Origin of the sequence: Pseudomonas sp. CCI3.1 (genome assembly GCF_034313985.1) — a bacterium.
Lineage (GTDB): Bacteria > Pseudomonadota > Gammaproteobacteria > Pseudomonadales > Pseudomonadaceae > Aquipseudomonas > Aquipseudomonas psychrophila.
In genome coordinates this window covers 2,659,507-2,681,256 of record NZ_JAVIWO010000001.1, presented here as the reverse complement: position 1 = coordinate 2,681,256, position 21,750 = coordinate 2,659,507, and the positions used below count along the sequence as shown (strand labels likewise).

The 21,750-nt window shown below is 59.7% G+C and carries 23 protein-coding genes; 6 read left to right on the top strand and 17 right to left on the bottom strand.

What is annotated here, in order from left to right:
• Nucleotide 1: 1 nt before the first annotated feature.
• The 4 genes from RGV06_RS12240 to RGV06_RS12225 all read right to left on the bottom strand — a co-directional run bounded on the left by RGV06_RS12240 (nucleotide 2) and on the right by RGV06_RS12225 (nucleotide 2,464).
• On the bottom strand, nucleotides 2-676 hold the full coding sequence (locus tag RGV06_RS12240) for an urease accessory protein UreF (protein ID WP_322150101.1): 675 nt from the start codon (nucleotides 674-676) through the stop codon (nucleotides 2-4).
• Nucleotides 673-1,173, bottom strand: coding sequence for an urease accessory protein UreE (gene ureE / locus RGV06_RS12235; RefSeq protein ID WP_019826186.1), 501 nt, complete (start codon nucleotides 1,171-1,173; stop codon nucleotides 673-675). Before ureE ends, RGV06_RS12240 begins: the two co-directional genes overlap by 4 nt.
• A 161-nt stretch (nucleotides 1,174-1,334) precedes the next feature.
• Nucleotides 1,335-1,967, bottom strand: coding sequence for a TetR family transcriptional regulator (locus RGV06_RS12230; RefSeq protein ID WP_046809184.1), 633 nt, complete (start codon nucleotides 1,965-1,967; stop codon nucleotides 1,335-1,337).
• A 224-nt stretch (nucleotides 1,968-2,191) separates the two neighbouring features.
• The gene (locus tag RGV06_RS12225; RefSeq protein ID WP_019826183.1) at nucleotides 2,192-2,464 is read right to left on the bottom strand and encodes a hypothetical protein; all 273 of its coding nucleotides are present in this window, start codon (nucleotides 2,462-2,464) and stop codon (nucleotides 2,192-2,194) included.
• A 254-nt stretch (nucleotides 2,465-2,718) separates the two neighbouring features.
• Here RGV06_RS12225 and RGV06_RS12220 point away from each other — a divergent pair, with 254 nt between their 5' ends.
• A complete protein-coding gene (locus RGV06_RS12220; RefSeq protein WP_322150100.1) occupies nucleotides 2,719-4,785 on the top strand; it encodes an AsmA family protein in 2,067 nt (688 codons plus the stop codon).
• 571 nt (nucleotides 4,786-5,356) lie between these two features.
• Here RGV06_RS12220 and RGV06_RS12215 read toward each other — a convergent pair.
• Nucleotides 5,357-6,232, bottom strand: a complete 876-nt coding sequence (locus RGV06_RS12215; protein ID WP_322150099.1) for a DMT family transporter — start codon at nucleotides 6,230-6,232, stop codon at nucleotides 5,357-5,359.
• 96 nt (nucleotides 6,233-6,328) lie between these two features.
• Between RGV06_RS12215 and RGV06_RS12210 the strand changes: the two genes are divergently transcribed.
• The 3 genes from RGV06_RS12210 (at nucleotide 6,329) to RGV06_RS12200 (ending at nucleotide 8,687) form a co-directional block, all read left to right on the top strand.
• Nucleotides 6,329-7,114 (top strand): AraC family transcriptional regulator, encoded by a 786-nt coding sequence (locus RGV06_RS12210; RefSeq protein ID WP_048352213.1) that lies wholly within the window; start codon nucleotides 6,329-6,331, stop codon nucleotides 7,112-7,114.
• An 85-nt stretch (nucleotides 7,115-7,199) separates the two neighbouring features.
• Nucleotides 7,200-7,481 (top strand): PsiF family protein, encoded by a 282-nt coding sequence (locus RGV06_RS12205; protein WP_046810036.1) that lies wholly within the window; start codon nucleotides 7,200-7,202, stop codon nucleotides 7,479-7,481.
• Between the two features lie 195 nt (nucleotides 7,482-7,676).
• On the top strand, nucleotides 7,677-8,687 hold the full coding sequence (locus RGV06_RS12200; RefSeq protein ID WP_019826807.1) for an AI-2E family transporter: 1,011 nt from the start codon (nucleotides 7,677-7,679) through the stop codon (nucleotides 8,685-8,687).
• 119 nt (nucleotides 8,688-8,806) lie between these two features.
• Here RGV06_RS12200 and RGV06_RS12195 read toward each other — a convergent pair whose 3' ends face one another.
• Complete coding sequence (locus tag RGV06_RS12195; protein WP_019826808.1) at nucleotides 8,807-10,072, bottom strand: Hsp70 family protein; 1,266 nt, start codon at nucleotides 10,070-10,072, stop codon at nucleotides 8,807-8,809.
• 302 nt (nucleotides 10,073-10,374) lie between these two features.
• On the opposite strand from RGV06_RS12195, the gene cbpA reads away from it, so the two are divergent.
• Entirely contained in the window at nucleotides 10,375-11,286 is a 912-nt protein-coding gene (gene cbpA, locus RGV06_RS12190; protein ID WP_019826810.1) for a curved DNA-binding protein, read from the top strand.
• 2 nt (nucleotides 11,287-11,288) lie between these two features.
• Nucleotides 11,289-11,594, top strand: a complete 306-nt coding sequence (locus tag RGV06_RS12185) for a chaperone modulator CbpM (RefSeq protein ID WP_019826812.1) — start codon at nucleotides 11,289-11,291, stop codon at nucleotides 11,592-11,594.
• A 127-nt stretch (nucleotides 11,595-11,721) separates the two neighbouring features.
• On the opposite strand, the gene RGV06_RS12180 is transcribed toward RGV06_RS12185, so the two are convergent.
• From RGV06_RS12180 to urtB, 11 genes are all read right to left on the bottom strand, one after another.
• Nucleotides 11,722-12,855, bottom strand: coding sequence for a sensor histidine kinase (locus RGV06_RS12180; RefSeq protein WP_019826814.1), 1,134 nt, complete (start codon nucleotides 12,853-12,855; stop codon nucleotides 11,722-11,724).
• A gap of 104 nt (nucleotides 12,856-12,959) precedes the next feature.
• Nucleotides 12,960-14,660, bottom strand: coding sequence for an urease subunit alpha (gene ureC, locus RGV06_RS12175; protein WP_322150097.1), 1,701 nt, complete (start codon nucleotides 14,658-14,660; stop codon nucleotides 12,960-12,962).
• 116 nt (nucleotides 14,661-14,776) lie between these two features.
• Nucleotides 14,777-15,085, bottom strand: a complete 309-nt coding sequence (locus RGV06_RS12170; RefSeq protein WP_019826818.1) for an urease subunit beta — start codon at nucleotides 15,083-15,085, stop codon at nucleotides 14,777-14,779.
• A complete protein-coding gene (locus tag RGV06_RS12165; protein WP_019826819.1) occupies nucleotides 15,082-15,615 on the bottom strand; it encodes a GNAT family N-acetyltransferase in 534 nt (177 codons plus the stop codon). Before RGV06_RS12165 ends, RGV06_RS12170 begins: the two co-directional genes overlap by 4 nt.
• A complete protein-coding gene (locus RGV06_RS12160) occupies nucleotides 15,612-16,145 on the bottom strand; it encodes a GNAT family N-acetyltransferase (RefSeq protein WP_019826821.1) in 534 nt (177 codons plus the stop codon). Before RGV06_RS12160 ends, RGV06_RS12165 begins: the two co-directional genes overlap by 4 nt.
• A 9-nt stretch (nucleotides 16,146-16,154) precedes the next feature.
• Nucleotides 16,155-16,457 carry an urease subunit gamma gene (gene ureA, locus RGV06_RS12155; protein ID WP_016783355.1) on the bottom strand — a complete coding sequence of 101 codons (303 nt, stop codon included), beginning with the start codon at nucleotides 16,455-16,457 and terminating at the stop codon, nucleotides 16,155-16,157.
• Between the two features lie 52 nt (nucleotides 16,458-16,509).
• Nucleotides 16,510-17,349, bottom strand: coding sequence for an urease accessory protein UreD (locus tag RGV06_RS12150; RefSeq protein ID WP_322150096.1), 840 nt, complete (start codon nucleotides 17,347-17,349; stop codon nucleotides 16,510-16,512).
• A 32-nt stretch (nucleotides 17,350-17,381) separates the two neighbouring features.
• Nucleotides 17,382-18,080 carry an urea ABC transporter ATP-binding subunit UrtE gene (urtE, locus tag RGV06_RS12145; RefSeq protein ID WP_019826826.1) on the bottom strand — a complete coding sequence of 233 codons (699 nt, stop codon included), beginning with the start codon at nucleotides 18,078-18,080 and terminating at the stop codon, nucleotides 17,382-17,384.
• Nucleotides 18,081-18,201: 121 nt separating this feature from the next.
• Nucleotides 18,202-19,047, bottom strand: a complete 846-nt coding sequence (urtD, locus tag RGV06_RS12140; protein WP_322150095.1) for an urea ABC transporter ATP-binding protein UrtD — start codon at nucleotides 19,045-19,047, stop codon at nucleotides 18,202-18,204.
• A complete protein-coding gene (urtC, locus tag RGV06_RS12135; protein ID WP_322150093.1) occupies nucleotides 19,044-20,123 on the bottom strand; it encodes an urea ABC transporter permease subunit UrtC in 1,080 nt (359 codons plus the stop codon). Before urtC ends, urtD begins: the two co-directional genes overlap by 4 nt.
• Nucleotides 20,123-21,625, bottom strand: a complete 1,503-nt coding sequence (urtB, locus tag RGV06_RS12130; RefSeq protein WP_322150092.1) for an urea ABC transporter permease subunit UrtB — start codon at nucleotides 21,623-21,625, stop codon at nucleotides 20,123-20,125. Before urtB ends, urtC begins: the two co-directional genes overlap by 1 nt.
• Nucleotides 21,626-21,750 lie beyond the last annotated feature (125 nt).

Below are 21,750 nucleotides of genomic sequence, written 5' to 3'. Positions count from 1 at the left end.
CCTAGGAACGAAACAGGCGGCTGTACTGGCGCTCGTGGGCCATGCTCGCCAACGACAGGCCGAAAGCGGCGCTGCCCAAGTGGGATAAGGCGATGGTGCTGGCGTGTTGCTGTGCCTGCTGCAAGGTGGGCGACAACTGACTGGTCATGCGCTGGGCCGCTTGCTGGCCCAGGGGCAAGGTTTTCATCAGCACCGCCAATTGGTTTTCCAGCCAGCTCCAGAGCCAGGCGGCCAGTGCGTCTGCAGGGCTGATGCCCCAAGCGCGGGAGGCCAATGCCCAGCCGAGTGCCAGATGTGGCTCGCATTGCTGTGCGAGAAACAACCGAGAGGGCTCGTCCAGTTCCGGCAAGCCGTTGAGCAACTGTTGCAAGGAATAGCCCATTTGCCGGCTTTCCTGATGCAGTTCGCGGGTTTCACGGCTGGCGCGATGTTCATCGCACAACCGCTGCAACGTGCTCCAGTCCTGATCGGCTGCCGCCTGGCAGTGGGCGAGTAACAAAGGTGCTTCGAAGCGGGCCAGGTTGAGCAGCAGTTGATCGCTGATCCAGCGCGTTGCTGTCTCAGGGTCAGCCACGCGGCCATTTTCGACGGCCATTTCCAGCCCCTGGGAATAGCTGTAGCCGCCGATGGGCAGTTGCGGACTGGCCAAACGCAACAGCGCCCAGGCCGGATTCACAGGCGCACGCCAAATTGATGCAGGCGCGGGGCGTAGTTGAAGTCTTCTTCACCCGCACGGGAGTGATGGTGACCGCCGCCATAGGCGCCGTGTTCCGGTTGAAACGGCGCTTCAATGGCCTCGGTGTGTGCACCCAGCTGCTCCAGCATGGCCTTGAGCACATAGTCGTCCAGCAGGCGCAACCAGCCATCACCGACCTGCAGGGCGACGTGGCGATTGCCCAGGTGATAGGCGGCACGGGTCAATTCAAAGGCATTACGACAGGTGACATGCAACAGTTTCTCGGCGCTGGCGCATACGCGCACGATTCGCCCGTCCTGGGCCTGGAGAAATTCACCGTCATTCAACGGGGGCTGGCCGCGATCAAGAAACAGGCCGACGTCTTCGCCACCGCTGCTGAAGCAGCGCAGGCGACTTTTGCTTCGGGCTTCGAAGTTGAGGTGTAACTCGGCACTCCACACGGGGTGGGCCTGGATTCTGCGATGAATCACCAACATCGGAAGGCTTCCTGCAATGGACAATACCTAGGCCAGAGCAAGGGGCTTGCCAACCCGGGTGCAGGGCGCAAATACAGGCCCAAAAAAGGTGCAGGGAGTTGAGGGTGTTCTAAAGGGGTGCGCAGCGGACGCAGTGGCGCACTAATAAAGTGCGCTAGCGATTATTCAGTGCTGCCCAGACCTTTCCAGTGCTTGAGCCCGATAAAGATAAAGCGCAGTTGCTGACTGATTTTGGCCTGGGGTTGCAGATGGTCGGGCAGGGTGTCCGCGGGCGGATCGATCACATCGGGCAGGGCGGCAAACACGCTTTTGACCACCAGATCGGCGATCACGGTCAGGCCGGCATGGTCCAGGTGCTGCAGTTTTGGCTTGGAGCCCAAGTCTGCTGCCAGATCCGAGGTGATGTCTTCACGCAGTGCGCCAATGGCCTGGCGAACCGGTTGGGAACCGCCGTACTGCTCGCGGGCCAAAAATAGAAACTGCGAGCGATTGGCCTCCACCACGTCGAGAAAGATGCGCACCGACGCGTTGATCACACCGCCCATGAACAGTTCGTTGTGACGCACCAGGCGAATGGTTTCGCGAAAGGTTTGGCCGACTTCACTGACCAATGCCAGGCCCAGTTGATCCATGTCGCTGAAATGTCGATAAAAACCGGTAGGCACGATGCCAGCCGTTTTTGCGACTTCGCGCAGGCTCAGGCTGCCAAAGCCGCGACCCGACTCCATCAAGTGGCGGGCAGCATCCATCAGCGCAAGGCGGGTTTGTTGCTTCTGTTCGGCGCGAGGCAGCATCGGGGCTGGTATTCCAGACAAGTACAGCGGCGCACTCTAGCAAATCGGCTTTGATGACGTCGAACGGTGAAGGTATCAATATTCTCGTAGCAGCTGCCGCAGGCTGCGTCCGATGGCGTAGCCATCGCAAAGTCAGACGCTGAGATGTATCAGGTAAACCGGGTTCTCAGGACCTACGATTGCTTCGCAACCGGACGCAGCCTTCGCCAGCTGCTACGAAAACATTAGCTCGCACGTTGATTGCGCTCGGCCAGGCGTTCAGCGCCACCTTCGGCGACAAACTGATTGCTTGGGGTGCGATCGTAGCCATCTTCAGCGACGCGATTTTGCTGATCCAGAGTACGTTGCGCGCCATCTTCAGCCACCGGGTTGAGGGGTTGGCTCAACGTGCTCGATGCAGGTTGTACCATTGGGGTTGGCTCGTCGTCGGCTGGCAGGGCAAAAGCGTTGACGGCGAAAAGTGAAAGGGTCAGGCCAAGCAGTAATGGGCGTTTCATGGTGTGTGCTCCGTAGCAGTGCAACTAAGTAGGTGTTGTGGCAATGCTACGCTTGGCTACCGGATATCAAAGTTCATACGGGCAATGGTGATAATCGACAGAATTGATTGTTCAGATTCGGGGGCTCTAGCCTGAGGCTTCCGAGGTTTTTTACACGAAAGTCGTACCGGGGTTAAACCTTGAGTCGTCTTTGCCAGTCGTACATTTAGAGGCGTCGTAACTGGGACGTTCAGTCGTAATCAAGGAGCCGTGACATGACGCGCACCCGTAAAACCCTTGCCTGGATAGGCGCAATTTTCGTCTTGCTGGTGGCTGTGCTGGTGGCAATCCTCGCTACCTTCGACTGGAACCGCATCAAGCCGACCATCAACACCCAAGTGTCCGAAATCCTTCATCGCCCGTTTGCCATCAACGGTGATCTGGCCGTGCGCTGGCAGCGCGAAGAGGACGAGGGCGGCTGGCGCGCCTGGGTGCCCTGGCCCCATGTCATTGCCCACGACCTGACCCTGGGTAACCCCGAGTGGTTGAAAACTCCGCAAATGGCCAGCCTCAAAAAAGTTGAGCTGCGCCTCTCGCCCCTGGCACTGCTGACCCGGACGGTGGATATCCCGCGTATCAACCTGACGCAGCCCAGCGCCCACCTTGAGCGTCTGACGGATGGCCGGGCGAACTGGAATTTTACGTTCGACCCCAAGGACCCGAACGCAGAGCCGTCAGCCTGGACGGTTGATATAGGCGCCATCGGTTTCGACAAGGGGCATGTCACGCTTAATGACCAAACCCTCAAAGCCCGCCTGGATGTGCTGATCGATCCGTTGGGCAAACCTATCCCTTTTAGCGAAATCGTCGGCGAAGCAGACGCCAAAAAGACTCTGGAAAAAGGCAGCCAGGCGCAGGACTATGCCTTCGCCCTCAAGGTCAAAGGTCAGTACCACGACCAAAAGCTCAACGGCACGGGCAAGATTGGCGGCCTGCTGGCGTTGCAAGACTCGACCAGACCCTTCCCGCTGCAAGCACAGGTCAGCATTGCCGACACCCGCGTGGCGCTCGCCGGGACCCTGACCGATCCACTGAATCTGGGCGCGCTGAACCTGCGCCTGAAGTTGGCCGGAACCAGCCTGAGCAACCTCTATCCGTTGACCGGCGTGACCTTGCCGGATTCGCCGCCCTACTCGACCGACGGTCATTTGATCGCCGCGTTGCGAGAGCCAGGGGGCGCGACCTTCAGCTATGAAAACTTCAACGGCAAAATCGGTAGCAGTGATATTCACGGCGACCTGAAATACGTGGCCAGTCAGCCGCGGCCCAAGTTGTCCGGCAAGCTGGTGTCCAACCAACTGCTGATGGCTGACCTGGCACCGCTGATTGGCGCCGACTCCAACACCGAGCAAAAGGCCCGTGGCGGCGAAAGCAAACAGCCTGCGGGTAAAGTGCTGCCGGTCGAGGAGTTCCGCACCGAGCGCTGGCGCGACATGGACGCCGATGTCGAACTCACCGGCAAGCGCATCGTGCAGAGCGCCGAGTTGCCGTTTACCGACCTCTTCACCCATCTGGTGCTCGATAACGGCGAACTGAGCCTCGAACCGCTGCGCTTTGGCGTGGCGGGCGGCAAGCTGGATGCGCAGATTCGTCTCAATGGCCGTACTACGCCGTTAAAGGGCAGCGCCAAATTGACCGCGCGCAACTTCAAGCTCAAGCAGCTGTTTCCCACCTTTGAACCGATGAAAACCAGCTTCGGTGAGCTCAATGGCGATGCCACGATTGCCGGGACCGGCAACTCGGTGGCCAAGTTGTTGGGCACCGCCAATGGTGATTTGAAGATGATCATCAATGACGGCGCCATCAGCCGCAGCCTGATGGAAATAGCCGGTTTGAATGTGGGCAACTATGTAGTGGGCAAAATTTTTGGCGACGAAGACGTCAAAATCAACTGCGCCGCAGCAGACTTTGGAATCAAGAGTGGTCTGGCCAGCACCCGGTTGTTTGTGTTCGATACCGAGAACGCGATTATCTACATCGACGGTACGGTCAATTTCGCCACCGAACAGCTCGACTTGAAAATCACCCCTGAGTCCAAGGGCCTGCGATTGTTCTCGCTGCGTTCACCGCTGTATGTACGCGGCACCTTTGCCAACCCGTCGGCGGGTGTGCAAGCCGTACCGCTGCTGTTGCGTGGTGCCGGTATGGTGGCGCTGGGCGTGATTGCCGGTCCGGCGGCGGGGCTGCTGGCATTGGTTGCGCCGAGCGGCGGCGAACCCAACCAGTGCGCGCCTCTGCTGCAGCAAATGCAGCAGGGCAAAGTGCCGAAAACGGTGAAATAAGCCCTGCAGAACGGATGTAGCCGCTGCCACCGCAAGGCCTTTGCTTTGAATGCCAAAGCGGGCCGCTGCGCTGCCCATCGCAGCCTGCGGCAGCGGCTTGTATGTTGGCGCTAAACCGTTTTTCGTAGGGTTCTGTGACGCCTGCGATGCATTTTGCTTTTGCTGGAGCCACACGAATGTCCAGACGACGCGAATGCCCATGACAGTGCCGGAGTGAGGGAACCACCGAGCCTGGGCGAGGCGTCCGCTGCAGGGAGACAGGCCCACCAAAAAGGCCTTGCCCCAGCGTACGGCCCTCGCTGCGCTCAGGTGTCCCTCACTCCGGTCCCGCTCCGTGGGCACGCCGTGACGGGCCATCCATGGCCCAACACGGCTCTCCCGGCATCCATGCCGGTCGACCCACTACGCAGAACCTGCGCTCGGCCTCCCGAAGGGCAGGCAGATCAAAAACCAGTGCAAAAACAAGATCAACGGCCCGCCGAGGCGGCCTACAGGCGGACCTGTTTAGCGAAGCACATTTCTCTAAACAGGCCGGTTGGCAACAGAGTATCTACAGGTTGAGACAGAGCTGTCAGGCTTTGCGAAGTGGCGTAGTCCAGCGTTCGGACAAAATCACCCCGCCCAGAGTCAGCGCGCCACCCATCAGGTGGTAGGCATGCAACTGTTCCTTCAATACCACGGCAGCAATCAATGCCGTAATCAGCGGCAGCAGATTGAAAAACAGCGTGGTGCGGCTCGGACCCAGGGTGGCCACGGCTTTCATCCAGGCCAAGGGCGCGATCATCGACGCCAGCACACAGGCGTAGAGCACCAGCCCCATGTTGTGAACGGTCGGGCCCACCTTGGGGGAGGCCAGGTACAGCGGGAATAACACCACAATTGCCACGAGGACTTGCAGGTACAGCATTTGCAGCGGCGGCAGGCGCAACTGCCATTTCTTCAGCAGCGTGCTGTAAATCGCATAGGCCAGCGTCGCGACCAGCATCATCGCGTCGCCCAGGTTCAGGCCGTGATCGAGCAAAGCCCTGAGGCTGCCGCTCGACACCACCACCAGCACCCCGACAAATGACACGATGGCGCCCACCAATGCTCCGGCCGTCAGGCGCTGGCCCAGGCTGATGATGGACATCGCAAGTACCATCAATGGCATCAGCGACAGGATAATGCCCATGTTGGTAGCTGAGGTCCTGGCCGCCGCGTAGTAGGCCAGGCTTTGGTAAATCGCCATGCCAAGCACGCCAAGGACGAAGATCTTGCCCAGGTTCGGGCGGATGACCGGCCAGTTGGCCATGACCGGTTTGAGCATGAAGGGAGTAAACAGCAGACCGGCCAGCAGCCAGCGGTAGAAACCGATCTCGGACGGAAAGATCGCCCCGACCGCCAACTTGTTGATTACGGTATTGCCGGCCCAGATAAAAATGGCCAGTAGCGGGTAAGCGTATTGCATCAGGACAACCATACATTCAATGAGCGACGATTATCCGCCTGTCTGTCTGCAAGCCTATACTGCGATCCGGCCAATCTCACACCGAATCCAGACAGCATGCGCAAGAATCTGATCAGCGTCCCCGAGTTCGACGGCTTGCCTGCACCGGTTTACTTTCGCTACGCCGAGTTTCAGGCCCACAGCCATGCCGTACCCCATGTCCATGCCTGGGGCTCGCTGGACTACGTGGCCCACGGGGTTATGCGCTTTGAAGTCGACGGTCGGCGCTTTATGTCGCCGCCCCAATACGCGGTCTGGATCCCGCCCAACACCGAGCACAGCGCCAGCAATGCGCAGGCCATTGTTTACCGTTCGGTGTATCTGGATGCGGTTCACTGCCAGCACCTGCCGACCACCCCGGTCACCCTGGCCATCAGCGATATTCTCAAGGCAATCCTCAGTGATTTCGCCCGCCGCGATATCAATATCCCCCAGAGCGAGGCGGATGTTCGACTGGCGCAGGTGCTGGTCGACCAATTGCGTCAGGCGCCGATGCATCAGTGTTTCTTGCCCTATGCCAGCCATCCTGGCTTGTTACTGGTGCTGGAGGCGCTGCAACTGTCCCCCGGCGATAACCGGCCGCTGGGCCAGTGGGCGCAGCAGGTGCATGTCAGCGAGCGCACCCTGGCGCGGCTGTTTGTGCGCGAACTGGGCATGAGCTTTGGTGAGTGGCGTCAGCGTCTGCGCTTTCTGGCGGCGATCGAGGCGCTGGAGTCCTCGCGTAGCGTGCAGGAGGTGGGCTTTGATCTGGGCTACAGCACCTCATCGGCGTTTATCGCGATGTTTGCGCGCCAGGCCGGGTGTACGCCAGAGCAGTATCGGCGCCAGGCACGTCATCTTTGAAGTGGTGAGTCAGTGTTGTAACTAGGTTTGTCTACACTGCATTTACCCGCGCTGAAACGTGGCGCGTCAACAAAGAGAAAACTCCATGAAGATGCTGCGTGTTCCTCTGCTGCTGATAGGTCTGCTGCTGTGCTCCCAGGGTTTTGCGGCCACTGCCCAACAAAACAAAATGACTACCTGCAACGCTGACGCGAGTGCCAAAGCCCTTAAGGGGGATGAGCGCAAAGCCTTTATGAGCACCTGCCTCAAGGCGAAACCGGCCACGCAGCAAGAAAAAATGAAAACCTGCAACGCCACCGCCGGTACCCAGGAACTCAAGGGTGATGCGCGCAAAGCCTTTATGAGCGAGTGCCTGAAGAAAAAATAAAGCGGGCTCTTGTCGCTGCTGACGAGACACTTCAACTGTGGAAGCAAGCCTGCTTGCGAAGATCATTCGCGAGCAGGCTCGCTCCCACAGGGGCATTGAGGTGTGGCTTCAGCACTCGCCGGTCACAAATTCTAGTGCTCCCCGCCGAAGGCTGGCAGACTGCCTTTCCTTTCACGCTGTCAGTTTTGAGGCTGTATGCCATCGTTTTCCCAGCGTCACATCGTGTTGGCCAGCTACATCATCATTGCTGGCGGCCTGCTACTGGTTTTCCCGTTGCGTTTGTTGCCCAGCCTGCTGGCTGGGTTGTTGGTGTTCGAACTGGTCAACATGCTCACCCCCCAACTGCAGCGTCTGATTGCCGGGCGCCGTGCGCGCTGGCTGGCGGTCGCATTGCTGGGGACGCTGATTGTCAGCGTGCTGGCGCTGATTTTTGCCGGAGCCATCAGCTTTTTGCTGCATGAAGCCGAAAATCCAGGCGCTTCACTGAACAAGTTCATGGCCGTGGTCGATCGGGCACGGGGTCAATTGCCGCCGTTTCTGGACAGTTACCTGCCTGCCAGCGCTGCTGAGTTCCGGGTGGCCATCGGGCAGTGGATGAACAAGCATCTCAGCGATCTGCAACTGGTGGGCAAAGACGCGGCGCACATGTTCGTGACCCTGCTGATCGGCATGGTGCTGGGGGCAATCATGGCCTTGCAGACCATTCCTGATATCAGCCGTCGCAAGCCGCTGTCTGCCGCGCTGTTCGAGCGACTGCACCTGCTGGTACAGGCGTTTCGCAATATCGTGTTTGCGCAAATCAAGATTGCGCTGCTCAACACCGCGTTTACCGGGATTTTCCTGGCCGTGATCCTGCCGCTGATGGGCGTTCACTTGCCGCTGACCAAAACCCTGATCGTACTGACCTTCCTGCTGGGCTTGTTGCCGGTGATCGGTAACCTGATCTCCAACACGCTCATCACCATTGTTGGCTTGTCACTGTCGATATGGGTGGCGGTGGGTGCGTTGGGCTACCTGATCGTTATCCACAAGCTGGAATACTTTCTTAACGCCAGAATTGTGGGTGGGCAGATCAGCGCCAAATCGTGGGAGTTGTTGCTCGCGATGCTGGTATTTGAGGCAGCGTTCGGCCTGCCGGGTGTGGTGGCCGGACCGATTTATTACGCATATTTGAAAAGCGAGTTGAAGCAGGTGGGGTTGGTTTAACGCAAATCCTGAACGCGCGGTTTATCTGTAAACCGCGTGATCTGATTTTACGACGGCTACGCCGCCGAACGCAGCCTCGCTCCTTCGGCAGCTGCTACGGGGGAATGAGTATTACGGGATTAGCCGTAACGCTTTTTAGCCTCAATCGCCAAACCGCTGCCGATGCTGCCGAAAATATTGCCTTCAACATGACGGGCATTGGGCAACATGGCGGCAACGCTCTGGCGCAATGCAGGAATGCCGCTCGAACCGCCGGTGAAGAACACCGTGTCGACCTGCTCGACACCTACGCCTGCGCTGGTTAGCAAGTGGGTCACGCTGTTGCGGATACGTTCCAGCTGATTGTCGATGGCCGCTTCGAACAGCCCACGGCTCAGGTCAACGCTCAGTCCCGCTTCAACCCGGTCCAGCGGCAAGTGGCGGCTGTCGTTATGGGTCAGCTGGATCTTGGTTTCTTCGATTTCCATCGCCAGCCAGTGACCGGCACGCTGTTCAATCAGCTTGAACAGCCGGTCGATGCCGCCGGTGTCTTCGATGTCGTAGCGCATGCTGCCCAGCGCCAGCTGGGATTTTTGCGAATACACCGAGTTGATGGTGTGCCAGGTCGCCAGATTCATGTGATGGCTAGTAGGCATATAGGCGCCGCTTTTCATGCGGCTACCGTAGCCGAAGAGCGGCATCACGCCTTGCAGGCTCAGCTGTTTGTCGAAATCGGTCCCGCCCACGTGTACACCACCGGTGGCGAGGATGTCGTCCTGGCGGTTGTCCATGCCACGACGCTCTGGCGACAGGCGCACCAGCGAGAAGTCGGACGTACCACCGCCGATGTCGACGATCAGTACCAGCTCTTCGCGTTCGATAGTGGACTCGTAATCGAATGCCGCTGCGATCGGTTCGTACTGGAAAGACACTTCTTTGAAACCGATGGCACGAGCCACGTCGGTCAGGGTGTTTTCGGCTTCCTGGTCCGCCAGGGGATCGTCATCGACGAAAAAAACCGGGCGACCCAGCACCACTTCTTCAAATTCTCGACCGGCGGTCGCCTCAGCGCGCTTTTTGAGCTGCGCGATGAACAGCCCCAGCAAGTCCTTGAACGGCATTGCCGTCCCCAGGACGCTGGTGTCGTGCTTGATCAGCTTGGAACCCAGCAGGCTCTTGAGCGAGCGCATCAGGCGGCCTTCGTAGCCTTCCAGATACTCATGCAGCGCCAGACGGCCATACACCGGGCGGCGCTCTTCAATATTGAAGAACACCACTGAGGGCAGGGTGATCTTGTCGTCCTCCAGCGCGATGAGGGTTTCCACGCCTGGACGAAGCCAGCCGACGGTGGAGTTGGACGTGCCGAAGTCGATGCCGCAGGCACGGGCTGGAGAGGCGCTTTTCATGTCTTTCGTGTTCCGGTTAAAAAACGGCCGCGCAGTGTATGTCAGACCGTCGAAGAATCGAAGGGCGACGATTCGCTAATTCGCAGGTTTTAATCCACTTGAAAGACTATCCTTCACCCCCAAACTTCCAGACATTGGTTTGGTAGTTGTCAGGCGACTGAGTGAAGCCCGTAGGCTGCCGATAAACTTTTGCAGCGGCGTTCCGTCACACGATTGAGACCGGTCAATTGACAGGCCGGTCAACCAGAGCATTCTGGGTGGTCTGGAACAGCGCGATATTGATAACGGATGGTGATCCTTACATGGACTTCAAAGACTATTACAAGATCCTGGGTGTTGAGCCCACGGCCGACGACAAGGCGATCAAGACCGCCTATCGCAAGCTGGCGCGCAAATATCACCCGGATGTGAGCAAGGAAAAGGACGCCGAGAGCAAGTTCAAGGACGTCAACGAAGCGTATGAAGCACTGAAAAGTGCCGAAAAACGCGCCGAATACGATGAGATTCGTAAATACGGTCAGCATGGTCAGCCATTCCAGGGGCCGCCAGGCTGGCAGGGTCATTCCAGTGGTGGTTTCGAGAACAACGGCGATTTTTCAGACTTTTTCAGCTCGATCTTCGGTTCGCGCGGTAATGGATTTGGTGGGCAGTCGGGCCGCAGTGCGGGCCGTCGCGGGCAGGATGTAGAAATGGAATTGCCGATTTTTCTTGAAGAAACCCTGTCTGGTGAGTCGAAGCAGATCAGCTTCCAGATCGGCGATACCAGCAAGACCCTGAGTGTGAAAATTCCTGCCGGTGTGACCGACGGCGAGCGTATCCGCCTTAAAGGGCAGGGCGCGCCGGGCATGGGCGGTGGAGCCAATGGTGATCTGTACCTGATCATCCGTTTTGCGCCGCACCCCAAGTTCGATGTCGAAGGCCATGACCTGGTAATCACGGTGCCATTGGCCCCGTGGGAAGCTGCGCTGGGTACCAAGGTGGCGATACCAACCCTGACCAGCAAGGTGATGATGACTATTCGCCCTGACAGTCAGAGCGGTCAGCGCATGCGGATCAAGGGCCACGGCTTGGCGGACAAGCAAGGCCAGCGTGGTGATTTGTATGCCCAATTGAAAGTGGTCATGCCCAAGCATACCGACGAGGCCACTAAAGCACTGTGGCAAGAACTCGCCGACAAAGCAGCATTTGATCCGAGAGAACAATGGAGTAACTGATCATGAGCAGCACCCTGATCGTTCAGCTGGACATGGAAAGGTTCTGCGAAGAGGCCAATATCCCGGCCACTTACGTGATAGAGATTGTCGAACACGGAATTATCGAACCTCAGGGCCGCACGCCTGACGTGTGGCGTTTTGAAGACTACGAACTGGCCATCGCCAGGCGTGCGGCCAAGCTGCGTGATGATCTGCAAATAGAGTGGGAAGGCGTCGCCCTGGCGCTGGACCTGCTCGAAGAAGTGCAGCAACTGCGGGCCGAAAATCAGCGGCTCAAGCAGCAGTTGGGGCGCTTTGTGACGCAATAAATGAAGCATGCCCACAGGCTTTGTGGGAGCTGGCTTGCCTGTGATGGTATCGGCGCGGTGTTCCTGTTGAACCGCGGCGACTGCATCGCGAGCAAGCCCGCTCCCACAGAGGGCGTTTGCAGATGGCTCAGGCGTTTCTTGGCAGCACCACGGTAAACGTCGTGCCGTCGGCTTCGCTTGAGGTCACTTCGATGCTGCCTTTATGGGCGTCCACCACTTCCTTGATGATAAACAGGCCAAGCCCAAGGCTGGTCGACGTTCCCGGCTGGGTGATGTCTTCGCTCGGGCTGCGTACCAGCGGGTCGAACAGGGTGCCTATGGCGTCCTGGGCAATGGGCAGGCCAAGGTTGTGGATGCGCAAGGTCACGTTGCTCATGTCCCCACTCAGGGTCAGCGTCACGTTACCTTTGCGGGCACCGTGCTGCAGTGCATTGCCGATCAGGTTCTGAAGCAGCTGCCCCAGCCTGCGCGGGTCCCAATGGCCTTGCACGTCGCCCTCAACCTGCAAGCTCGGTGCACGGTCCGGTTGACCTGCACAGGCTTCATCGAGCGCCGCCTGACAGGCGACGGCCAGGTCCATGGCCAGGGGTTCGATCGGTAGATTGCTGCCCAGACGGCTGCGCACAAACTCCAGCAGGTCATTGACCATCGAGCCCATGTGGCGGGTGCCATTTTTGATCGCCAGCACATAGGTCAACGCATCGGCGTCGAGCCGTGCTTTGCGCTCCAGCATTTCAGTGGACATGCTCACCGCCTGCAACGGTGCGCGCAGGTCATGGCCAAGGATGGCGAGGAAGATGTCCCGGGAGCGATTGACCTGTTCGGCGTAGGCCGCCGTTGATTCGGCCAGCGCCTGATCGATGGCCTCGTTGAAGCGGATCATGTCCTGCATGTGCGAGAGGGCCGGAGAGTCGATGCTGGCCACCCACAGGCGGATCACGCAGGCGCGCAAATGACGGAACTCCGAAGTCATCTGTACCAGATCAAAACCCACGGTATGGCGCAGTTCGCCGTGGCTGGCGGCGGCTTCGTCCAGAGCGGGGCTTGTTTCGGGCCCCTCACCCTCGGCCTTGGCCTGCTGCTCGCTGGCCGTTTGCGCGGTGTCCATGTCCCGCGATGCGGCCAGCAGGATCTCTTTGGCATGGTCGCGCAACGCCAGGCTGGTCATGGAATCGGCAGCCGGTGTGATGGTTTCGGCAAACTGCTCCCATTCATCGACGATACGATCAACATTGTGCACGATGAATTCAGATAGGCGCATGGCCACAAACCTCGCTGCAAGAGCGGCTGTATTGGAAGGTGACGCATCTTAACGTCAAACGCAGCTTTTCAATACAACCGCCAATCCCTTGCAAACGCAGCGCATCAGAATAAAAAGTAGCGCTGTGCCATCGGCAACACATCAGCCGGTTCACACCACAGCAACACACCGTCGGCCTTGACCTGATAGGTCTGGGGGTCGACTTCGATCTTGGGCAAATAACCGTTATGAATCAGGTCGGTTTTTTGCACATCGCGACAGCCTTTGACCACCGCGATTTGCTTTTGCAAACCCAGCGCTTCGGGTACGCCTGCGTCAAAGGCGGCCTGGCTGATAAAGGTCAGGCAGGTGGCATGGCGCGAGCCCCCGTAGCTTGCGAACATCGGGCGGTAATGCACGGGTTGCGGGGTGGGGATGGAGGCGTTGGCATCGCCCATCAGGCTGGCGGCAATCGCGCCGCCCTTGAGGATCAGCGTCGGCTTGACCCCAAAAAATGCCGGGCGCCACAGCACCAGGTCGGCCCACTTGCCCACCTCGATCGACCCCACTTCATGGCTCACGCCGTGGGTGATGGCCGGGTTGATGGTGTACTTGGCGATATAACGTTTGGCGCGGAAGTTATCGTTGCCCGGGCTATCTTCGGGCAGCGGGCCGCGTTGCTTCTTCATTTTGTCGGCAGTCTGCCATGTGCGGGTGATGACTTCGCCCACACGGCCCATGGCCTGGCTGTCGGAGCTGATCATCGAGAACGCGCCCAGATCATGGAGGATGTCTTCGGCGGCAATGGTTTCGCGGCGGATACGGCTTTCGGCGAAGGCCACATCCTCGGCAATGCTCGGGTCCAGGTGATGGCACACCATCAACATGTCGAGGTGTTCGTCGATGGTGTTGCGGGTAAAGGGCCGGGTCGGATTGGTGGAGCTGGGCAGCACATTGACCAGGCCGCAGGCCTTGATGATGTCCGGCGCATGGCCGCCACCGGCACCTTCGGTGTGATAAGTGTGAATCGTGCGGCCCTTGAACGCGGCCAGGGTGGTTTCGACGAAGCCCGATTCATTCAGGGTGTCGCTGTGGATTGCGACTTGCACGTCATAGCGGTCGGCTACATTCAGGCAGTTGTCGATGGACGCCGGGGTGGTGCCCCAGTCTTCGTGCAGCTTGAGGCCGATGGCCCCGGCTTCCACCTGCTCAATCAGCGGCTGTGGCAGGCTGGCGTTACCCTTGCCGGTAAAGCCCATGTTCATTGGGAACGAATCGGCGGCCTGCAGCATGCGCGCCATATGCCACGGGCCTGGCGTACAGGTCGTGGCATTGGTGCCGGTGGCCGGGCCGGTGCCGCCGCCGATCATGGTCGTCACGCCACTGTTCAGTGCTTCTTCGATCTGCTGCGGGCAGATGAAGTGGATATGGGTGTCGATGCCGCCTGCCGTGAGGATCATGCCTTCGCCGGCGATCACTTCGGTGCTGGCGCCGATGGCAATGGTCACATTGGGCTGGATATCCGGGTTGCCGGCTTTGCCGATGGCGTGGATGCGACCGTTCTTGAGGCCCACATCGGCCTTGACGATGCCCCAGTGATCGATGATCAGCGCGTTGGTGATCAGGGTGTCGACCACCTCGCTGGCGAGCAACTGGCTTTGGCCCATACCGTCACGAATCACTTTGCCGCCGCCAAACTTCACTTCTTCGCCGTAGGTGGTGAAGTCCTGCTCGACCTCGATCCACAGCTCGGTATCGGCCAAACGAACCTTGTCACCCACGGTGGGGCCGAACATGTCGGCGTAGGCCTGACGGGATATTTTCATGGTGAGTTCCTAAAATTTGGTTCGAGCCCTGTGGGAGCGAGCCTGCTCGCGAATTCATGGGGTAATTGTGTTGCTCCCGGGAGCTTCGCGAGCAGGCTCGCTCCCACGGGGGCGGTTCAATCCAGATTGCCCATCACCCGCCCGGCAAAGCCGAACACCCGGCGCAGCCCGGCCAGTTCCACCAGTTCCACTTCACGGGTTTGCCCCGGCTCGAATCGCACCGCCGTGCCCGCCGGGATGTTCAGGCGCATGCCGCGGCTGTCACCACGGTCAAAGATCAGGGCGTCGTTGGTTTCGTAAAAGTGGTAGTGCGAACCGACCTGAATCGGACGGTCGCCACGGTTCGACACGCTCAGGCTCAGGGTGCGGCGGCCCACGTTCAGTTCGATCTCGCCAGCTTCAATGTGGTATTGGCCCGGAATCATTGCGGTTCACTCAAGGTTTTGAAGTAGATGGCGGTCGGGCTGTAATGGCCGTTGGGGCTTTGGCAGTAGTTGGGCAATTCGCCAACACGGGTATAACCCAGGGCGCTGTAGAAATTCTCGGCGGGGGAGCCCGCTTCGGTGTCCAAATGCAGCAAGCCCCGCTTGAGCTCCCGCGCACCTTGTTCCAGTGCGTGAATCAACACCTGGCCCAGCCCGCGCCGCCGCGCTTCGTTGATCACGAGCAACTTTTGGACTTCGGCGCGGTTCAGGCCGTTGGCCTTTTGGCACAAGATCAGTTGCACACTGGCCAGTACGCGCTGGTCTTCAACCAAGACCCATAGCAGCAGGTTGCCTTGCTCCAACTGGGCATGAACCTCGTTGAAATAGCGGATGGCCTGGGGCTGGTCAAGGTCGTTCATGAAGCCCACTGATGCGCCATGTTTGACGGCGTCGAGCAGCAGCACAATCAAGTCTTCACGATAGTGGGCAAAACTCTGCGCCGTGACACGCACCACCTGTTCGATGTTCATTGAGCACGTTCCTTGGGTGGCAATGCGCCGGGGTTGAGCATCAGTTGCATAAAGGTCAGGTCGAGCCAGCGGCCGAATTTTATCCCCACCTGTGGCATGCGCCCGCTCGTGACAAAGCCCAGTTGTTTGTGCACGTGGATCGAGGCCGCATTGGCGCTCTCAATGGCCGCAACCATCACGTGTTTGTCACAGGCCCGGGCACGCTTGATCAACTCGCTCAACAAGTGCGGACCGAGGCGTTTACCCCGTTGTTCGGGGTGGACATACACCGAATGCTCGACCGTGTGACGGAACCCTTCAAACGGGCGCCAGTCGCCAAACGAGGCATAACCCAGGGCGATATTGGCGTCGTCGACGATCACCAGAACCGGATAACCCTGGGCCTGGCGGGCGTTGAACCATTGCTGGCGGTTGTCCAGATCGACAGTCTGCTCATTCCAGATGGCCAGGGTATTGAGCACCGCATCGTTGTAAATATCGCGAATCGCCGGCAGATCGGCCGGGACAGCATCACGAATAACGTAAGGCATGGTGCGACCTCAGGCGATGGGTTGGTGGACGGTGACCAGTTTGGTGCCATCCGGGAAGGTGGCTTCGACCTGGATGTCGGGGATCATTTCCGGGATGCCTTCCATCACCTGATCGCGGGTCAGCAGGGTGGTGCCGTAGTGCATCAGCTCAGCCACGGTGCGGCCATCGCGGGCGCCTTCGAGCAGGGCGGCAGAGATATAGGCGATGGTTTCCGGATAGTTGAGAATCACGCCGCGGGCCAGTCGACGTTCCGCCAGCAGGCCGGCGGTGAAGATCAGCATCTTGTCTTTTTCGCGAGGGGTCAGGTCCATGATCGGGTCCGTGTTCGGCAGTTTAAAAATGTTGAGTGTGGGAGCGGGCGGCTCAAGTACTCCAGATCCTGGGGGCCAGCGCTTCTCGCCCCAGCAGCGCCGGACGCAACAGACGCCATAAATCAATCAGCCAGGCCCGTGCCTGCAAGGCTTCACCCGCCAGGCAGCGGGCTACCAGCAAACCCGGTAACTGGGTCAAGTCGCCGCGCACCGGATTGGGCAGCGAGCGACAGGTTTCCAGTAATTGGGCGCTGATCTCGCCCGTCACCAGCAACGTGGCAAACACCGGGTTGCCGTCCAGGCCAATGGGCGAATCCAGCAGCCCGTCGCCGCCCACAATGCGCTGGCGCTCATGCCAGAGCAGTTGGCCGTCGCGGCGCAGATCTAGCCGCGACTGGAAGTGCCCGTGCTCGAAACGCTCGCCACTGGCCAGTCGTCCCAAGGCCACTATGTCCCAGTAAAACAACCGGCCATCGCCTTCAAGTTCGATATGGGTCGTGATTTCGGCCTGGGCCGCACTGAATACGATGGTTTCTTGGGGCAGCCATTCCAGGGTTGCACCGGACGCGACCTTTAAGGTCAGGTTCTGATAGGCCGGCCCGGCCGCGCGATACCATTTGGCTGCGCCGGGGCTGGTCAGTTGAGCCCAGGCATCCGGGCCGACGCTGGCACTGATGTTGAGTTGATCGCCACCGGCAATCCCGCCCGGTGGATGGACGATGATGTGCTGGCAAACCTGCGGCCCTTCGGCGTACAGGTGCTTTTGCACCCGCAACGGGCCTACATGACGACGCAGGGTAGGGCGCGTGCTATCGCCAAAACGGCCATAGCCCAGCTCCAGCTCGGCATGCCAGCTGGGGGTGAACAATGCAGTGTTGGCGGACAGGTTCATTTGTAGGACTTTTCTTTAAATAGAGACGCAGATTAAATCGTTACAAGCCCGCGTACACCCTCTGTTTGCATATTTTCACCTCGACCTTGCTGCACGATTTCGCCCCGTGACATCACCAGATACTGGTCGGCCAATTCTTCGGCAAAGTCATAAAACTGCTCCACCAGCAAAATCGCCATGTCCCCCCGTGCGGCGAGCATTTTGATGACCGCTCCGATCTCTTTGATCACCGAAGGCTGGATGCCTTCAGTCGGCTCATCGAGGATCAGCAAGCGCGGACGGCTGGCCAGCGCGCGGCCAATGGCCAGTTGTTGCTGTTGGCCGCCGGACAAATCGCCGCCGCGTCGATGTTTCATTTGCAGCAATACCGGGAACAGCTCGTAGATAAACGCCGGAACCTCCCTGGCCTCGGAACCGGGGAAGCGCGACAGGCCCATCAGCAGGTTTTCCTCCACCGTCAGGCGCCCGAAAATCTCCCGGCCCTGGGGCACGTAAGCGATTCCGGAGTGGACCCGCTGGTGGGGTTTGAGCGTGGTAATGGTTTTACCCTCCCACTGCACATCGCCTTCCTTGACCGGCAGCAAGCCCATCAGGCATTTGAGCAATGTGGTTTTACCCACGCCATTGCGGCCCAGCAGGCAAGTGACCTCGCCGACTTTTACCTCGAACGACAGGCCGCGCAGGATGTGGCTGCCGCCGTAGTACTGATGCAGTTTCCGGACTTCCAGCATATTCAAAATCTCCCCATGCCCCTGTGGGAGCGGGCTTGCTCGCGATAGCATCACCGCGTATTGACTGACAGAGCGCGTCGCCTGATTCGCGAGCAAGCCCGCTCCCACCCAAGGCAGGCATTCAGCGGCCCAGATACACCTCGATGACCCGCTCATTCGCCTGCACCTGTTCCAGCGAGCCCTCGGCCAACACGCTGCCTTGGTGCAGCACGGTCACATGATCGGCAATCGAGCCGACAAACCCCATGTCGTGCTCCACCACCATCAGCGAGTGTTTGCCCGCCAGGCTTTTGAACAGCTCGGCGGTGAACTCGGTTTCGGCGTCGGTCATGCCCGCCACCGGTTCGTCCAGCAACAACAGTTGCGGGTCTTGCACCAACAGCATGCCGATTTCCAGAAACTGCTTCTGGCCGTGGGACAACAACCCGGCAGGTCGATGGGCCGAGCCGCTCAGACGGATGGTGTGCAGCACTTCGCCGATGCGGTCCTTCTGCTCGCCGCTCAGCGTTGCCCGCAGGCTGGCCCACACCGACTTGTCGGTCTTTTGCGCCAGCTCCAGGTTTTCAAACACGCTCAAGGCTTCGAACACCGTGGGCTTCTGGAACTTGCGTCCGATCCCGGCCTGGGCAATCTGCACTTCACTCATCTGGCGCAGGTCCAGGGTTTCGCCGAACCAGGCCTGCCCTTCGCTGGGCCGGGTCTTGCCGGTGATCACGTCCATCATGGTGGTCTTGCCGGCGCCATTGGGGCCGATGATGCAGCGCAATTCGCCAACGCCGATGTACAGGTTGAGATTGTTCAGCGCCTTGAAGCCATCGAAGCTGACGCTGATGTCTTCCAGGGTCAGGATGGTGCCGTGGCGGGTGTTCAGGCCCGGTTCAACGCGCTGGCCAAAGCTGATGGCGTCACGGCTGCTGCCCGCGTCTTTGTTGGGGTCGAGGATAGGTTCGAGCATGACATTCCTCATTGGTCGGCCTTTTTCTTCAACAGGCCGATCACGCCTTTGGGCAGGTACAGGGTCACGATGATGAACAGCGCCCCCAGGAAGAACAGCCAGTATTCGGGGAAGGCCACGGTGAACCAGCTTTTCATGCCGTTGACCACGCCTGCACCCAGCAGCGGGCCGATCAGGGTGCCGCGTCCACCCAGGGCAACCCACACGGCAGCTTCGATGGAGTTGGTCGGCGACATTTCGCCGGGGTTGATGATGCCGACTTGCGGCACATACAAGGCCCCGGCCAGGCCGCACAGCACAGCGCTCAACACCCACACAAACAGCTTGAAGCCACGGGGGTCGTAGCCGCAGAACATCAGGCGGTTTTCCGCATCGCGCAGCGCGGTCAGTACGCGGCCAAACTTGCTGCGCGCCAGCTTCCAGCCGAGGAACAGGCTGACCACCAGCAACAGTACGGTGGCGAAAAACAACGCGGCGCGGGTACCGGGTTCGGTGATGCCAAAGCCCAGAATGCTGCGAAAGTTGGTGAAGCCGTTGTTGCCGCCAAACCCGGTTTCGTTGCGGAAAAACAGCAGCATCCCGGCGAAGGTCAGAGCCTGGGTCATGATCGAGAAATACACGCCCTTGATTCGCGAGCGGAAGGCGAAAAAGCCGAACACCAGTGCCAGCAAGCCGGGAGCCAGTACCACCAGGCACATGGCCCACCAGAAGTGTTCAGTGCCGACCCAGTACCAGGGCAGTTCAGTCCATGACAAAAAGGTCATGAAGGCGGGCAATTCATCGCCCGAGGCCTGGCGCATCAGGTACATGCCCATCGCGTAGCCACCCAGGGCGAAGAACAAGCCGTGACCCAGGGACAGCAGCCCGGCGTAGCCCCAGACCAGATCCAGCGCCAGCGCGACAATGGCGTAGCAGAGGATCTTGCCCACCAGCGTGAGGGTGTAGGCCGAGACCTGAAACGGGCTGTCGGCGGGTAGCAGCGAGAGCATCGGCAAGGCCAGCAATACCAGCAGGACCAAACCGCCTACCAGTGTTGTAACCGTTGGCCCGGCCTTTTGTGCAGCAGTGACCATCAGAGGCTGATTCATCAGTCGATCACCCGTCCTTTAAGCGCGAAGAGCCCCTGGGGACGCTTCTGGATAAACAGAATGATCAGCCCCAGGATCAGGATTTTGCCGAGTACGGCGCCGATCTGTGGTTCAAGAATCTTGTTGGCGATGCCCAGGCCAAAGGCGGCGTAAACGGTGCCCGCCAGTTGCCCGACACCGCCCAGCACCACCACCAGGAACGAGTCGATGATGTAGCCCTGACCCAGGTCCGGGCCGACGTTGCCGACCTGGCTCAAGGCCACGCCGCCGAGCCCGGCAATCCCCGAGCCGAGGCCGAAGGCGAGCATGTCTACACGCCCGGTGGGTACGCCGCAGCAGGCGGCCATGTTGCGGTTCTGGGTGACGGCCCGAACGTTGAGGCCCAGACGGGTCTTGTTCAGCAGCAGCCAGGTCAGTACCACTACGGCCAATGCGAAGACGATGATCACCAGGCGGTTGTACGGCAGGACCAGGTTGGGCAGCACTTGCAGCCCGCCCGACAGCCATGCCGGGTTGGCCACTTCAACGTTTTGTGCACCGAACAGGACGCGTACCAGCTGGATCAGGATCAGGCTGATGCCCCAGGTGGCGAGCAGGGTTTCCAGCGGACGGCCGTAGAGGTGACGAATGATCGTGCGCTCCAGCACCATGCCCACGGCAGCGGTGACAAAGAACGCGACCGGCAATGCCAGCAAGGGGTAGAACTCGATGGCGCCAGGAGCAAAGCGCTGGAACAGCAACTGCACGCAGTACGTGGAATAGGCGCCGAGCATCAGCATCTCGCCGTGGGCCATATTGATCACGCCCAGCAGGCCGAAGGTAATGGCCAGTCCGAGCGCCGCCAACAGCAGAATCGAACCCAGGGACAAACCACTGAACGCCTGCCCCAGCAGGTCGCCGATCAGCAGTTTGCGCTTGACCTGGGACAGGCTGGTTTCGGCGGCGGTGTGTACCGTGGCATCGGTTTCGACGCCAGGTTGCAGCAGGGTTTCAAGACGGGTACGGGCCAGCGGTTCGCCGGTTTCTCCGAGCAGGCGCACGGCGGCCAGACGCACCGCAGGGTCGGGGTCGACCAGTTGCAGATTGGCCAGTGCCAGACTCAGGGCGGTGTGTACATCGCTGTCGGTTTCGCCAGCCAGTTGCCGGTCGAGGAATGAGAGTTGTGCAGGGCTTGCGGATTTTTGCAGGTGTTGCGCCGCACTCAGGCGCAGCTTGGGATCGCTGGCAAGCAACTGATGGCTGGCCAGTGCGGTGTCGATCAGCCCGCGCAGACGGTTGTTCAGGCGCAGGGTTTTGGTCTGGCCGTCTACCGTGAGCTGACCTTGTTGCAGGCTGTTGATCAGTTCGACGCGGGCAGGGGCGGGTTGCGCGGCCCAGCTTTGCAGCAGTGTGGCCTGCTGTGAATTGTTGGCAGCAGCGAAATCCCTGGCGTCATCGGCGTGTACGGCCAGGGGCAGCAACAGCAGTAGCGCGACGATAACGCGGTAAAGGGCAGTGGGCATAGTTATGGCCTTGCACAGATAGAAGCAATTCAACACACCTGTGGGAGCGGGCTTGCTCGCGATTCAGGCAACGCGGTCTTTCAGTGAAACCGTGTTGATTGCATCGCGAGCAAGCCCGCTCCCAC